Annotated in this window: 15 protein-coding genes and 3 tRNA genes; 13 read left to right on the top strand and 5 right to left on the bottom strand. The window is 52.1% G+C overall.

Features of this window, described 5'->3' with window-relative positions:
- The first annotated feature begins 16 nt into the window (after window positions 1-16).
- The 3 genes from tcyL to sdiA all read left to right on the top strand — a co-directional run bounded on the left by tcyL (window position 17) and on the right by sdiA (window position 2,381).
- Entirely contained in the window at window positions 17-685 is a 669-nt protein-coding gene (gene tcyL / locus F153LOC_RS12395) for a cystine ABC transporter permease (RefSeq protein WP_100779725.1), read from the top strand.
- Window positions 682-1,434, top strand: coding sequence for an L-cystine ABC transporter ATP-binding protein TcyN (gene tcyN, locus F153LOC_RS12390; protein ID WP_102104011.1), 753 nt, complete (start codon window positions 682-684; stop codon window positions 1,432-1,434). The genes tcyL and tcyN overlap by 4 nt, the downstream gene beginning before the upstream one ends.
- Window positions 1,435-1,658: 224 nt before the next feature.
- Window positions 1,659-2,381 (top strand): transcriptional regulator SdiA, encoded by a 723-nt coding sequence (gene sdiA, locus F153LOC_RS12385; protein ID WP_100780854.1) that lies wholly within the window; start codon window positions 1,659-1,661, stop codon window positions 2,379-2,381.
- Window positions 2,382-2,450: 69 nt separating this feature from the next.
- On the opposite strand, the gene F153LOC_RS12380 is transcribed toward sdiA, so the two are convergent.
- Window positions 2,451-2,675, bottom strand: a complete 225-nt coding sequence (locus F153LOC_RS12380) for a DUF2594 family protein (protein WP_100779727.1) — start codon at window positions 2,673-2,675, stop codon at window positions 2,451-2,453.
- A gap of 468 nt (window positions 2,676-3,143) precedes the next feature.
- Between F153LOC_RS12380 and uvrY the strand changes: the two genes are divergently transcribed.
- The 7 genes from uvrY to F153LOC_RS12345 all read left to right on the top strand — a co-directional run bounded on the left by uvrY (window position 3,144) and on the right by F153LOC_RS12345 (window position 7,955).
- A complete protein-coding gene (uvrY, locus tag F153LOC_RS12375) occupies window positions 3,144-3,800 on the top strand; it encodes a UvrY/SirA/GacA family response regulator transcription factor (protein ID WP_100779728.1) in 657 nt (218 codons plus the stop codon).
- Window positions 3,797-5,629, top strand: coding sequence for an excinuclease ABC subunit UvrC (gene uvrC, locus F153LOC_RS12370; protein ID WP_102104010.1), 1,833 nt, complete (start codon window positions 3,797-3,799; stop codon window positions 5,627-5,629). Before uvrY ends, uvrC begins: the two co-directional genes overlap by 4 nt.
- 56 nt (window positions 5,630-5,685) lie before the next feature.
- Window positions 5,686-6,234, top strand: coding sequence for a CDP-diacylglycerol--glycerol-3-phosphate 3-phosphatidyltransferase (gene pgsA / locus F153LOC_RS12365; RefSeq protein ID WP_100779730.1), 549 nt, complete (start codon window positions 5,686-5,688; stop codon window positions 6,232-6,234).
- Window positions 6,235-6,384: 150 nt separating this feature from the next.
- Window positions 6,385-6,460 (top strand) — tRNA-Gly (locus tag F153LOC_RS12360).
- Between the two features lie 51 nt (window positions 6,461-6,511).
- A tRNA-Cys gene (locus F153LOC_RS12355) sits at window positions 6,512-6,585 on the top strand.
- A 12-nt stretch (window positions 6,586-6,597) separates the two neighbouring features.
- A tRNA-Leu gene (locus tag F153LOC_RS12350) sits at window positions 6,598-6,684 on the top strand.
- 602 nt (window positions 6,685-7,286) lie between these two features.
- The gene (locus F153LOC_RS12345) at window positions 7,287-7,955 is read left to right on the top strand and encodes a YecA family protein (protein ID WP_100779731.1); all 669 of its coding nucleotides are present in this window, start codon (window positions 7,287-7,289) and stop codon (window positions 7,953-7,955) included.
- 58 nt (window positions 7,956-8,013) lie between these two features.
- On the opposite strand, the gene tyrP is transcribed toward F153LOC_RS12345, so the two are convergent.
- A complete protein-coding gene (tyrP, locus tag F153LOC_RS12340) occupies window positions 8,014-9,225 on the bottom strand; it encodes a tyrosine transporter TyrP (protein ID WP_102104009.1) in 1,212 nt (403 codons plus the stop codon).
- Between the two features lie 182 nt (window positions 9,226-9,407).
- On the opposite strand from tyrP, the gene F153LOC_RS12335 reads away from it, so the two are divergent.
- Window positions 9,408-9,647: a YecH family metal-binding protein gene (locus tag F153LOC_RS12335; RefSeq protein WP_102104008.1), complete on the top strand. Its 240-nt coding sequence runs from the start codon at window positions 9,408-9,410 to the stop codon at window positions 9,645-9,647.
- Window positions 9,648-9,677: 30 nt separating this feature from the next.
- On the opposite strand, the gene ftnA is transcribed toward F153LOC_RS12335, so the two are convergent.
- Both ftnA and yecR read right to left on the bottom strand, forming a co-directional pair.
- Complete coding sequence (ftnA, locus tag F153LOC_RS12330) at window positions 9,678-10,175, bottom strand: non-heme ferritin (RefSeq protein WP_100779734.1); 498 nt, start codon at window positions 10,173-10,175, stop codon at window positions 9,678-9,680.
- A gap of 206 nt (window positions 10,176-10,381) precedes the next feature.
- Window positions 10,382-10,717 carry a YecR family lipoprotein gene (gene yecR / locus F153LOC_RS12325; protein ID WP_102104007.1) on the bottom strand — a complete coding sequence of 112 codons (336 nt, stop codon included), beginning with the start codon at window positions 10,715-10,717 and terminating at the stop codon, window positions 10,382-10,384.
- Window positions 10,718-10,771: 54 nt separating this feature from the next.
- Here yecR and F153LOC_RS12320 point away from each other — a divergent pair, with 54 nt between their 5' ends.
- Complete coding sequence (locus tag F153LOC_RS12320) at window positions 10,772-11,116, top strand: hypothetical protein (RefSeq protein ID WP_102104006.1); 345 nt, start codon at window positions 10,772-10,774, stop codon at window positions 11,114-11,116.
- An 81-nt stretch (window positions 11,117-11,197) separates the two neighbouring features.
- Window positions 11,198-11,836, top strand: a complete 639-nt coding sequence (locus F153LOC_RS12315) for an RpiB/LacA/LacB family sugar-phosphate isomerase (RefSeq protein ID WP_100779736.1) — start codon at window positions 11,198-11,200, stop codon at window positions 11,834-11,836.
- A 39-nt stretch (window positions 11,837-11,875) separates the two neighbouring features.
- Here F153LOC_RS12315 and F153LOC_RS12310 read toward each other — a convergent pair whose 3' ends face one another.
- Entirely contained in the window at window positions 11,876-13,294 is a 1,419-nt protein-coding gene (locus F153LOC_RS12310; RefSeq protein WP_102104143.1) for an MFS transporter, read from the bottom strand.
- Window positions 13,295-13,481: the final 187 nt, after the last annotated feature.

The raw sequence follows: 13,481 nt of genomic DNA, 5'->3' as shown, positions 1-13,481 counted from the left end.
CGGGTCGAAAATAATAATGCAAGAAAGTATTCAACTGGTTATTGATTCATTGCCGTACCTGCTGAAAGGGGCGGTGTTTACGCTGCAGCTCAGTCTCGGAGGGATGTTTTTTGGGCTGGTGCTGGGCTTTATCCTCGCGTTGATGCGCATGTCGTCGATCCTGCCGGTACGCTGGCTGGCGCGTTTTTACATCTCCGTGTTTCGCGGTACGCCGCTGATCGCCCAGCTTTTCATGATCTACTACGGTCTGCCGCAGTTCGGCATTGAGCTGGACCCGATCCCGGCGGCGATGATTGGTTTGTCGCTGAATACCGCGGCGTACACCTCTGAAACGCTGCGCGCGGCGATCTCCTCCATCGATAAGGGCCAATGGGAAGCGGCGGCCAGTATCGGGATGACGCCGTGGCAGACCCTGCGACGCGCGATCCTGCCGCAGGCTGCGCGCGTGGCGCTTCCCCCGCTCAGCAATAGTTTTATTAGCCTGGTCAAAGACACGTCCCTTGCGGCGACAATCCAGGTGCCGGAGCTGTTCCGTCAGGCGCAGCTTATCACCTCGCGCACGCTGGAAGTTTTCACCATGTATCTGGCGGCGTCGCTGATTTACTGGATCATGGCGACGGTGCTTTCCGCACTGCAAAACTATTTTGAAAACCAGCTTAACCGCCAGGAGCGAGATCCGAAATGAGTGCTATCGACGTCAAAAACCTGGTCAAAAAATTTCACGGACAGACCGTATTACACGGTATCGACCTGGAGGTGCAAGAGGGCGAAGTGGTCGCGATTATCGGGCCGAGCGGCTCGGGTAAAACCACGCTGCTGCGCAGCATAAATTTGCTGGAGCACCCGGAAGGGGGCACCATTCGGGTCGGTGATATTACTATCGATACCGGTAAGTCTCTCGGGCAGCAAAAAGGGCTGATTCGCCGTCTTCGCCAGCATGTGGGCTTTGTATTCCAGAGCTTTAATCTGTTTCCGCATCGCACGGTACTCGAGAACATTATTGAGGGGCCGGTCATCGTAAAAGGTGAACCGAAAGAAGAGGCCATTGCCCGTGGGCGGGAGCTGCTGGCGAAAGTCGGGCTTTCCGGGAAGGAGACCAGTTATCCACGCCGTCTGTCGGGCGGGCAGCAGCAGCGTGTGGCCATTGCCCGTGCGCTGGCGATGCGCCCGGACGTGATCCTCTTTGATGAACCGACTTCTGCGCTGGATCCAGAGCTGGTGGGCGAGGTGTTGAACACCATTCGCCAGCTGGCGCAGGAGAAACGCACGCTGGTGATCGTCACCCACGAGATGAGTTTTGCCAGAGATGTGGCTGACAGGGCGATTTTCATGGACCAGGGTCGCATTGTCGAACAGGGCCCCGCAAAAGAATTGTTTACGTATCCCCAACAACCTCGCACCCGTCAGTTCCTGGAAAAGTTCCTGACACGGTAGAGATTCTCCTGACTGATTTGCTCCAGAAGGACGTTCTGGAGCAAATTATCCTCCAGATTTGCCTGTTTATAGATTCTTATATTCTATTTATCGACACTGAAAGTGAGGAACATGAAAGTAATTCTCACTTGGGTCGATATTTTATACATATAAATAAGATTTATGTGTTAGGTTATATTCACCATAATAATGATTATCTTTTTCAGGGGCTTCATTCAGTAAGTATGAGGGATACAGACTTTTTCACCTGGCGACGGAATTGCTTCCTGCGATTCCAGCAAATGGGGACGGCGGACGAGGTTTATCAGGAACTTCAGCAACAAACACAGGATCTTGAATTCGATTATTACTCACTCTGTGTTCGCCATCCGGTTCCGTTTACGCGCCCTAAAATTACGGTTCATTCGAGCTATCCGGCTGAATGGATGTCGCAATATCAGTCAGAAAATTATTTCGCCATTGACCCGGTATTAAAGCGGGAGAATTTCATTCAGGGACACCTTCCCTGGACGGATGCGTTATTTTCTGAGGCACAGCCGCTATGGGACGGCGCGCGCGACCACGGTATTCGCAAGGGAATTACGCAGTGTCTGATGCTGCCTAATCACGCGCTCGGTTTTCTCTCCGTTTCTCGCGCCAGTCAGTTTGGCAAAATGATGGACAGCGATGAAATAGAGCTGCGTCTGCAAATGTTAGTGCAAATGGCACTGACGTCGTTGCTGCGCTTTGAGCATGACATGGTGATGCCGCCAGAGATGAAATTCAGCAAGCGCGAGAAGGAAATTCTGAAGTGGACAGCTGAGGGCAAAACGTCGGCTGAAATCGCGATTATTTTGTCGATCTCAGAGAATACGGTGAACTTCCATCAGAAGAATATGCAGAAGAAATTCAATGCGCCGAATAAGACGCAGATTGCCTGCTACGCGGCGGCAACGGGATTCATCTGACCACACTTTAGTTGTTCTGCGTGCCAGACACGAAAACGGCTGAATGCAATGCGTTCAGCCGTTCTTTTTTTACTGGCGGTAAGCCTGTTTAATTTGCTTAACCGTATCGGCAAACACATCTGCCTGGCCCTGATCTTCCATCTGGGCGATCTGCTTTTCCATCTTAATGATCACACGGCCCGCGTCAGCCTGGCCCATCGCCTGCAACATAAGTGCCAGCAGTGCTTTCAGACAGGATACTTCCTGCGCCAGTTCTTGGTTATTTTCGGCGGTGGCGAATTCAGGTGTGCTCATTGTTATTCCTCATTACAAAACGGCGCTAGAGCGCGACGATGAAAGTTATGGCGGCGGAGTATACCACAAGAGAGAGGAAAAAAAGCAGTGGTTATTTTTTGTTCAATTGTGCTCTTTGTTTATTTAAGTAAACACGTTTTAAGTGTAATCACTATAATGTTTTAACCAGCCTAAATTGTTTATAGCCCGTTCTCTTGCTGTTAATTATTGTTACAAAAATATAAGAGCCGTACTTTCCTGGCGCAGAGGGGCGATCTTTTCGTAACTTTTTGAATACAGCGGCTTAAAAATAACGGTATTTGACTTTTTAAATCCGATTCTCTTTCCACTTGCTGTACAGGCTAATTTCCAAAAACGAGAACGAAATCGAATGACATGCTTTTTAGCGTTTTAAACTTGGGCAGAAAACCGTTAATATAAGCCAAATTAGTAGTCAGTAGCGTTATCCCTATTTCTGGAGACATTCCTTTGATCAACGTTCTACTTGTTGATGACCACGAACTCGTGCGCGCAGGGATACGACGCATACTTGAAGATATAAAGGGTATTAAAGTCGCCGGTGAAGTTTGCTGCGGCGAAGACGCCGTGAAATGGTGCCGTACCCACTCAGCCGATGTAGTCCTGATGGACATGAACATGCCTGGTATTGGCGGCCTTGAAGCCACGCGTAAAATCGCGCGTGCTTACGTGGACACCAAAGTCATCATGCTGACCGTCCACACGGAGAACCCATTGCCCGCGAAAGTGATGCAGGCCGGGGCCGCAGGCTATCTCACCAAAGGCGCTGCACCACAGGAAGTGGTTAATGCTATTCGTTCAGTGTTCGCCGGCCAGCGCTATATCGCGTCGGATATCGCTCAACAGATGGCGTTAAGTCAGATTGAACCGGAAAAAACCGGATCGCCATTTGCCAGTTTGTCTGAGCGTGAATTGCAGATTATGCTGATGATCACCAAAGGCCAAAAGGTGAATGAGATTTCTGAGCAGCTGAATCTCAGTCCGAAAACGGTGAACAGCTACCGCTACCGTATGTTCAGTAAACTGAACATTCACGGCGATGTCGAACTCACTCACCTGGCCATTCGTCATGGTCTGTGTAATGCAGAGACCCTAACAAGTCAGTGAGTAATGTGTTCGATTCAAAATCTTTCCTGAAAACCGTAACCAGCCAGCCTGGCGTATATCGAATGTATGACGCTGGCGGTACGGTTATCTATGTTGGCAAAGCCAAAGACCTTAAAAAACGTCTTTCCAGTTATTTCCGCACCAATCTGGCCTCCCGTAAGACGGAAGCGCTGGTGGCGCTGATTCAGCAAATTGACGTCACCGTGACGCACACGGAAACGGAAGCGCTGCTGCTCGAACATAACTACATTAAGCTCTATCAGCCGCGCTATAACGTATTGTTGCGCGATGATAAGTCATACCCTTTCATTTTCCTCAGCAGCGACACCCATCCGCGTCTGGCCATGCATCGCGGGGCGAAACATGCGAAAGGGGAGTATTTCGGTCCTTTCCCTAACGGGTACGCCGTGCGTGAAACCCTGGCGTTGCTGCAGAAAATCTTTCCGGTTCGCCAGTGCGAAAACAGCGTCTATCGCAACCGCTCCCGCCCTTGTCTGCAATACCAGATTGGCCGCTGTCTCGGCCCATGCGTGGCAGGACTGGTCAGCGAAGAGGAGTACGCGCAACAGGTTGAATATGTGCGTCTGTTCCTGGCGGGTAAAGACGATCAGGTCTTAACGCAGCTGATTGCACGAATGGAAAAAGCCAGCCAGGCGCTGGCGTTTGAAGAGGCCGCACGTATCCGCGATCAAATTCAGGCGGTGCGGCGCGTCACGGAAAAACAGTTTGTGTCGAATACCGGCGACGATTTGGACGTCATTGGTGTTTCCTTTGATGCCGGGCTGGCCTGCGTCCATGTTCTGTTTATACGTCAGGGCAAGGTTCTGGGCAGCCGCAGCTATTTCCCGAAAGTGCCGGGCGGTACTGAGCTGGGTGAAGTGGTTGAAACTTTTGTCGGCCAGTTCTATCTGCAGGGCAGCCAGATGCGCACGTTGCCATCGGAGATCCTGCTCGATTTTAATCTTGATGATAAAACTTTGCTGGCGGACTCCCTTTCCGAGCTGGCAGGGCGTCGCGTTAACGTTCAGACCAAACCGCGCGGCGATCGCGCGCGCTATCTGAAGCTGGCGCGGACCAACGCCGCGACGGCGCTGACGACGAAGCTTTCTCAGCAATCGACCGTTCACCAGCGCCTGGCGGCGTTGGCTACGCTGCTGAAACTGCCGGAAGTGAAGCGGATGGAGTGTTTCGACATCAGCCATACAATGGGTGAGCAAACCGTCGCCTCCTGTGTGGTGTTTGATGCCAACGGGCCGGTGCGCGCGGAATATCGTCGCTACAACATCACCGGGATTACGCCGGGTGATGACTATGCGGCGATGAATCAGGTGCTCCGCCGTCGCTATGGTAAAGCCATTGAAGAGGCCAAAATCCCGGATGTCATTTTGATCGACGGCGGGAAAGGGCAGCTGGGCCAGGCTAAAGCCGTTTTCGCTGAGCTCGATGTGCCGTGGGATAAACATCATCCTTTACTGCTTGGCGTGGCAAAAGGGACCGATCGTAAGGCCGGTCTGGAAACACTCTTCTTCGAACCGGAAGGTGAGGGCTTCAGTCTGCCGCCGGATTCCCCTGCGCTGCATGTGATCCAGCATATTCGTGATGAGTCGCACGACCATGCCATCGGCGGACACCGTAAAAAACGCGCTAAAGTGAAAAACACCAGTACGCTTGAGACAATCGAGGGCGTCGGGCCAAAACGTCGACAGATGTTGTTGAAGTACATGGGCGGATTGCAAGGATTACTCAACGCCAGCGTGGAGGAAATTGCAAAAGTGCCGGGTATTTCGCAAGGGCTGGCAGAAAAGATCTACTACTCGTTGAAACATTGAGGGCTCTGTAGCAACATAGAGCTAAATTTTACTGACAACAGACAGTTACCGTCACTATGCGATTTAACATCCCTACGTTGCTCACGCTTTTTCGCGTCGTCCTTATCCCCTTCTTTGTGTTGGCTTTTTACATGCCTTTCACGTGGGCTCCTTTCGCATGTGCGCTGATCTTCCTGGTGGCTGCGGTGACGGACTGGTTTGACGGCTATTTGGCCCGTCGCTGGAATCAAAGCACGCGGTTCGGTGCGTTCCTCGATCCGGTTGCCGATAAGGTGATGGTTGCCATTGCGATGGTGCTGGTGGCAGAGCATTACCACACCTGGTGGGTGACGTTACCTGCGGCGACTATGATCGCCCGTGAGATCATTATCTCCGCCCTGCGCGAATGGATGGCTGAGCTGGGTAAACGCAGCAGCGTGGCGGTCTCCTGGATTGGTAAAGTGAAAACTACCGCGCAGATGGCATCGCTGGTGTGGATGCTGTGGCGTCCTAACGCGTGGGTCGAGTGGGCGGGTATCGGCCTGCTGTGGGTTGCAGCGGTGCTGACGCTGTGGTCAATGCTGCAGTACCTGAACGCTGCACGCGGCGATTTGCTTGAACAGTGATCGTTTCGGCGCAATTTTCAGCAAACGATCCTGGGATGCAAAAATAACGTTGACTCACATCGTCATATAAGTAGAATGCAACGCATCGAACGGCGGCACAGTCAGTCGGACGATAATGAAATCAAGTGATTACAAATGACTTGGTGACATGCGGGAATAGCTCAGTTGGTAGAGCACGACCTTGCCAAGGTCGGGGTCGCGAGTTCGAGTCTCGTTTCCCGCTCCAAATTAAAAGCATCGGCAGTTGCGGGTGCTGGTCGAAAGACAACAGATTTACGGCGCGTTAGCAAAGCGGTTATGTAGCGGATTGCAAATCCGTCTAGTCCGGTTCGACTCCGGAACGCGCCTCCAATTTCTTCCCGAGCCCGGATGGTGGAATCGGTAGACACAAGGGATTTAAAATCCCTCGGCGTTCGCGCTGTGCGAGTTCAAGTCTCGCTCCGGGTACCATGGGAAAGCCAAGAATAATCAAAGCAATAAGCAGTGTCGTGAAACCACCCTCGGGTGGTTTTTTTGTTTTTGTCCTTCGCCATCTTCACGCTTCTTACTTGCCCCTATTTTCATTCTGGCTGGTGAGCCGCAATATGCCCGGAGATATACAGCATGAGAAATAAAACCTTGTACGACTCCGGGCTAAAAAGTGCTTACAGAGAGGAGAAGGTTTGAGCATGAAGAATACAGTGAAGAAACAAAGGACCTTCTCTGGTTAGAACCCCGCAAAAACGTATATTTAAGCAATGATTAAGTGCCAATTTAGTATGGGTAATTTATAACCTCTAAACAAATACCCTCTGCTTCAATTACCCGTCCTTCATTCTTTAATACGCAGGCATAATATTCATCGGCGGTTTTATTGGGGACGTTATTTTGACCGGATAATTTCACCGCAGCATTTCGGGGTCAGAGTCTGGTATGTTGTGCTCAAACCCTGCCTCTCACAAAGTGCATAACGCACTTCCTGGCTCAGTGTTCTGCCCGCCAGGCACCGGCATTTAAAGAGTCCTCGCCCGAAGTGTGGTAAGCTCCTTTTCTTTTTTTCAGGAGTATCAGTAATGACTGAAGGCCCATTAAATGAAAACGAAATGGAGTGGCTGGAAGAGACATTAATCTCTCACGGTCATGACGATGCGTCTGTGCTTGACGTTTCCGAACTCGACGGCATGCTAACCGCAGTGCTGTCCGGTCCTCTTGTGGTGGAACCCGACACCTGGCTGGTGGCGATCTGGGGCGGTGAAAAACACATCCCGCGCTGGAAAAACGATCGTGAAATGCACCGTTTTATCGATCTCTGCTTTAAGCATATGAACGACATCGCCGAGCGCCTGAGCGACTATCCCGACCAGTTTGAGCCAGTCTTTGGCGAGAACGATGTCGAGGGGACCACCTATACCGTGGTGGAAGAGTGGTGTTACGGCTACATGCGCGGTATGGCACTGACCGACTGGTCTACCTTGCCGGAAGAGCTGAAACCTGATCTGGCGGTGATCGCTCTGCATGGCTCGGAAGAGAACGTTGATCGCGTTGAAGCAATGACGGAAGAAGAGTATCAGGCGAGCGTGGACAGCATCCGTCCGGCGGCGATTCGTTTATATAACTACTGGCTGGCGAATCCACAGCAGCCTGAGGCCAAAAAGCCGATCGTCAACGGGACTAAAGTAGGACGCAACGATCCGTGCCCGTGCGGAAGCGGGAAGAAATTTAAAAGCTGCTGTTTGCATTAATAAAAAAGGGCTCGCAATGAGCCCTTTTAATACCTGCGGGTACCTATTGCTCGTCGGTTTATCCCACCTCCGGCAACAGCCCCGCTGCAATCGAAAACTGCACCAGAATCACCACAATCCCGCAGGTAAACACCAGCCCTAACAGCGGTTTTCCGCCCCACACACGGTAACCCGAATCAGGGTGTTGCTGACGGCTTTTCCACGCCAGCAGGGAAGGGAGCAAAAGAGCCAACACGGCCAGCGCCACACCCGCGTAGCCCAGCGCCATGACAAACCCACGCGGATAGAACAGCGCGAAGGCCAGCGGCGGAAGGAAGGTAATCAGACCCGTCTGGATGCGTCCGCTGACGGAGCGTTTGCGCTGGAACAGATCCGCCAGATAGTCGAATAACCCGAGGGCGACGCCGAGGAAAGAGGTCGCCAGCGCCAGATCGGCAAACAGATGCACTGCCAGCTCAACGTGCGGGGAAGCCACCACTTCACGCAACGCCTGCAAGAATCCATTCAGACCTGAATGATCGGCCATTAAGCCAATAAACGTAGACGAATCAATGCTGCCCAGAGTCACCAGTTGCCAGAAGATATAGGCAATGAGGGGGATCGCGCTGCCGATAATGAACACGCGGCGCAGTTTACGAATATCGCCATTCATATAGCTGACGATACTCGGCACGCTGCCGTGGAAGCCGAACGAGGTGAAAATCACCGGAATGGCAGAAAGCGCCAGACCCTGTTGCAGGGGGAGGGTAAGCAAATTCACTTTGTGAACGTGCGGAGCCAGTAGCGCCAGCATGACTACCAGGAAAACAATCTTGGCGCTGAAGAGAAAGCGGTTAAACAGATCGACCAGCGACGTTCCCACGCATACCACGCCCCCGCCAATCAGCGTAAAGAAGATCACGCCGGTCGCCGGAGAAATAGCAGAGCCAAACCAGTCGTTGACGCTTGACGCGATCAGCTCGCCTGCGCCGCTCATGTAGGCCGCTGTCAGGGCATACATCAGAAACATCATGCTAAACCCCGTAATCCACTGACCGTAGCGGCCAAGATAGCGGGCGGCCAGCGAGCCAAGGCCCGTATCGGCTGGAACGTGCTGATAGACTTCAAGCAGCAGTAATGCGGTATAGCACATCAGCGCCCACAGGCAGGCCAGAAGAACCAGCGTGACGCTAAATCCGACGCCCGCAGCGGCCAAGGGCATCGCCAGCATTCCTGCGCCAATCGTCGTGCCAGCGACGATAAAAATACTTCCCAGAGTTCTGTTCTTCACGCTTTCCTCTACCACAACCGCTAATCGCAACCTAATTTGCGGCGCAGAGTAAGACAAAAGTCGTTACTCGTCAAATCACCGTTACAACCGGTGTAATCATATTTTTACAGTTACAAACCTGTGCCAGCGCAAGGCAGCAGGGCGCATACCTGTTTAGACTGTGGCTTTGATTTGGAGGGGTTATGCCATCGATTCACGGACATGATGTGCTCAATATGATGATTGAGTCGGGTGAGCAGTACACGGAGCAAAGCCTGGTTCAGGCGATTGATTCCCGCTTTGGCAATATTGCGCGCTTTCATACTTGCTCGGCAGAGAATATGACAGCGGCGGAGCTGGTGGCATTTCTGGCGGCGCGGGGGAAATTTATTCCGGCAGACGAGGGGTTTTCAACGCACGTAAGTAAAATCTGTCGCCATTAAAAAAAGGGGAGCCAGAAGGCTCCCGAAACTTTATTTCTGCGTGTCGAGAGTCGACAGCTCTTTATCAATAAAGTACAAACCTTCGCCTGATTTACCCGCCAGCGATAATTTATCGAGTACGGATTTAAACAGTTTCTCTTCTTCGTGCTGTTCTGCAACATACCACTGCAGGAAATTAAAGGTCGGATAATCCTGGCCAATCATCGCCGCGTGAGTCAGTTCGTTAATTTTCTGGGTGATCAGCTGTTCGTGTTCGTAAGTGGCGCGGAACAGCTCGTCCAGTGACGCATACTCAGCGAACGGAGATGCCACTGGATTAATGCGTGGCAGGCTGCCGGTGTCAGCGAGATAATCGAACAGACGCTGCATGTGCGTCATCTCTTCCTGGGCGTGGCGACGCAGGAACGCGGCCGCGCCTTCAAAGCTGTGGTAGCTGCACCAGGCACTCATTTGTTGATAAAGCAGGGATGAAAAAAGCTCGAGGTTCATTTGTTCGTTGAGCTTATCGATCATTTCAGTTTTCAGCATAGTGCAGCTCCATGGAATTATTTATTAGTCAGTCAGGGCGTCACTATAATTTGTTATTTAATTATTTGCAAAAGGTAAAATAAAAGATTAATTATTCAAAATACGAATGGGAATAAAACGCATTGGCAGTTGTTTATATATTAATGAGAATGGTTTCGCTTCGTATTAAATAGACTGCCAGTGGAAAACTGGCAGCACTATTATTATTACCAGGTTTTCGTCGCTGCGGGATTTACCGCATAGCCCATGCATTTGTACTGGATAGTGACGGTCTGGTTGAGGCAAACCGACCCGCTGAACAGGCTGCAGGTTTTTATCGGCTGACCATAGAAAGAGGCGGTCGCGAAGCCCATGCTCTGGCACTCGCGCGTGGCCGTCCCGTTGGTGACATAGTCATCGTAACGGGCATTCTGGAAAATCGCCTGACCGTAATCCAGTCGCACAACGCCGCCTGGCGCATCGGCGTTGCTCACCTGCGCCTGACGGGTGACCGTGCAGCCCGCGAGGAGCAGAAATAAACCGGCAACGAATAATCTCTTCATATTTCGCTCTGATTCAATGTAAACACGCTATTTTACCGCCTGCCAGAACGGTCAATGCCGCGAATAGCCGGACGAATTTCCCTCTCTCTTTTCAACGACATGATTTGGTGGGAGAGCCTGCCGAAGATTATGCAAAACGCCAGTGCTGCTGGCGGCACGGGGCAAAAACGGCGCTGGCCCAGGAAAGTATCCGTAAAAGGGATGCGAGGCGACCGGCAGCTCCTCACAGGACGAGTGTTCCTCAAAGGTTTTTTACTGTCTTTCAAAAGCAGTCTAGCCAACGGCTGGATTGGTGAGCAGGTATTTCTTAACGTTGAGCAACCGCATCTCATTTCTTCTCCATTGCCTGATTATGTGAAGCGGCTTTCGTTTTTTAAAACATTTTTTCAGTTAATTTGAAAGTGCGTTTGTTAGATAGTAAGGTTGTCTGGATTCGCTATCTTTGGCGGCAACACCCGCAACGTATTCAGGAGATGAAGAATGAAAATTGCACTGATGATGGAAAACAGCCAGGCTGGCAAAAACGCCACTATCCTCAACGAATTGAAAACCGTCGTTGATGAGAAAGGTTTCCCGGTCTACAACGTCGGGATGAGTGACGAGAACGATCACCATCTGACTTACATCCACCTGGGTATCATGGCCAGCATCCTGTTAAATTCTAAGGCGGTGGACTTTGTGGTCACCGGTTGCGGGACAGGCCAGGGCGCGCTGATGTCGCTGAACATCCACCCGGGCGTGATTTGCGGTTACTGTATCGACCCGGCAGATGCGTTCCTGTTTGCGCAGATCAACAACGGTAACGCGCTCTCTCTGCCATTCGCCAAAGGCTTCGGCTGGGGTGCTGAGCTGAACGTGCGCTTTATCTTCGAAAAAGCGTTTACTGGCCGTAAAGGCGAAGGGTATCCGCCAGAGCGTAAAGAGCCACAGGTGCGTAACGCCGGTATTCTGAACCAGGTGAAAGCCGCCGTGGTGAAAGAGAACTATCTGGATACCCTGCGTGCAATCGATCCTGAGCTGGTGAAAACCGCCGTTTCCGGTCAGCGCTTCCAGCAGTGCTTCTTCGAAAACTGCCAGGACAAAGAGATCGAAGCATTTGTTCGCGGTATCGTAGGCTAAACGGCTATCTGAATGAAAAGCCAGCTATGCTGGCTTTTTTTATGCCTTGTTCGATACTGCGCTCCCCGCATCTTTCGTCAGCCGCAGAGTATCCACCATCCCCACCAGGCAAATCAGCGCGATAGCGACAAAGGCCAGCCGAAAGCTGATCCCTGGCACGCTTGCCATGTCCAGCAAATCGCCCATTTTCTCGCCAATCCGGATTCCAATCGCCCCGAGAGTGATCCCAAGCCCGACCGCCAGCTGCGTCGCTGTGGAAAACAGCGTATTGGCGTAGCTCATTTGTACCGATGGTACATCCGCAAAGGCCAGCGTACTGACCGCCGTAAACTGAATCGAACGGAACACCCCGCCCAGATAAAGGATCAACATAATCAGCCAGACCGGCGTCTGCGGTGAGATAAACGCGCAGGCCAGCAGGGACAATACGTTTAGCGCTCCATTTATCAGCAGCAGTTTTCGGAAACCCAGGCGACGGATCAGCGGCGTGGTGGCAGGTTTAATCGTCAGGTTACCGACAAATACTGCCAGCACCAGCAGACCAGAGTGAAAAGCATCCATTCCAAAGCCTACCTGGAACATCAGGGGGAGCAGGAAAGGAACCGCGCTTACGGAGGCGCGAAACAGTGAGCCGCCGTACATCGTTACTCGAAACGTCGGAACCTGCATGGCGTCGAGGCGAATCATCGGCCACTGGGCGCGCTGAAAATGGCGCAGAGCATAGATAAGCGTGACCGCCCCGACAACCAAAAGCCCCAGGGTGAGTAAGCCTTGTGAATGCTTCGCCCCCATCGACTCCATGGCATACACGAGGCTCACCATCGCAATCGTGGTGGCGATAAAGCCGGGCGTATCGAAGGGACGACGTTCATCGTCGTGCAGATCGGGAATAATCCGCAGCGCCAGAATAATCGCCACGATCCCAAGGGGCACATTAATAAAGAAGATCCAGCGCCAGTCGGCGTAGCTGGTAATAAAGCCGCCGAGGGGCGGCCCGATAATGGGTGCCACCAGCGCGGGCCAGGTGAGGGTGGCGATAGCGGTGATCAACTGATGTTTAGGCGTGGTGCGCAAGACAGCCAGCCGCCCGACCGGGACCATCAGCGCACCGCCCATGCCCTGCAGCACGCGCATAGCGACAAACTGATCCACCGTGGTGGACAGCCCGCAAAAGACGGAGGCGAGGGTGAAGATCGCCAGCGCCACGGCAAACACTTTGCGTGCGCCAAAGCGGTCGGCAATCCAGCCGCTGGCGGGGATTAAGACTGCCAGCGTGATCAGATAGGCGCTGATGCCAATATTTAAATCCACGGCCTGTACGCCAAAGCTTTTCGCCATATCGGGAAGCGCGGTGGCAATCACGGTTCCGTCGAGAAACTCCATAAAGAACGCCCCGGCAACCAGCAGTGCCGCTGGCGACAGCCCGCGGTTCTCCTTTCCGGTGATGTTGTCAGTCATCATTACCCTGCCATATCAAAAAAATTTATAAAAATTTACTGGAACTTATCGATTTCTAAGCTGCGGATTTGTCATGGATTTTTGTAACAATCCCGCAGCATTGCTGATTTTGTAACCGTGATTTGCGTCACATAATCATTGATTTTTGTGACGCTGGTCATATTATATGCGCATAGACAATAACACC

The organism is Lelliottia sp. F153 (assembly GCF_002870005.1).
Taxonomy (GTDB): Bacteria; Pseudomonadota; Gammaproteobacteria; order Enterobacterales; family Enterobacteriaceae; genus Enterobacter; species Enterobacter nimipressuralis.
This window is presented reverse-complemented; position numbering and strand designations above follow the sequence as displayed.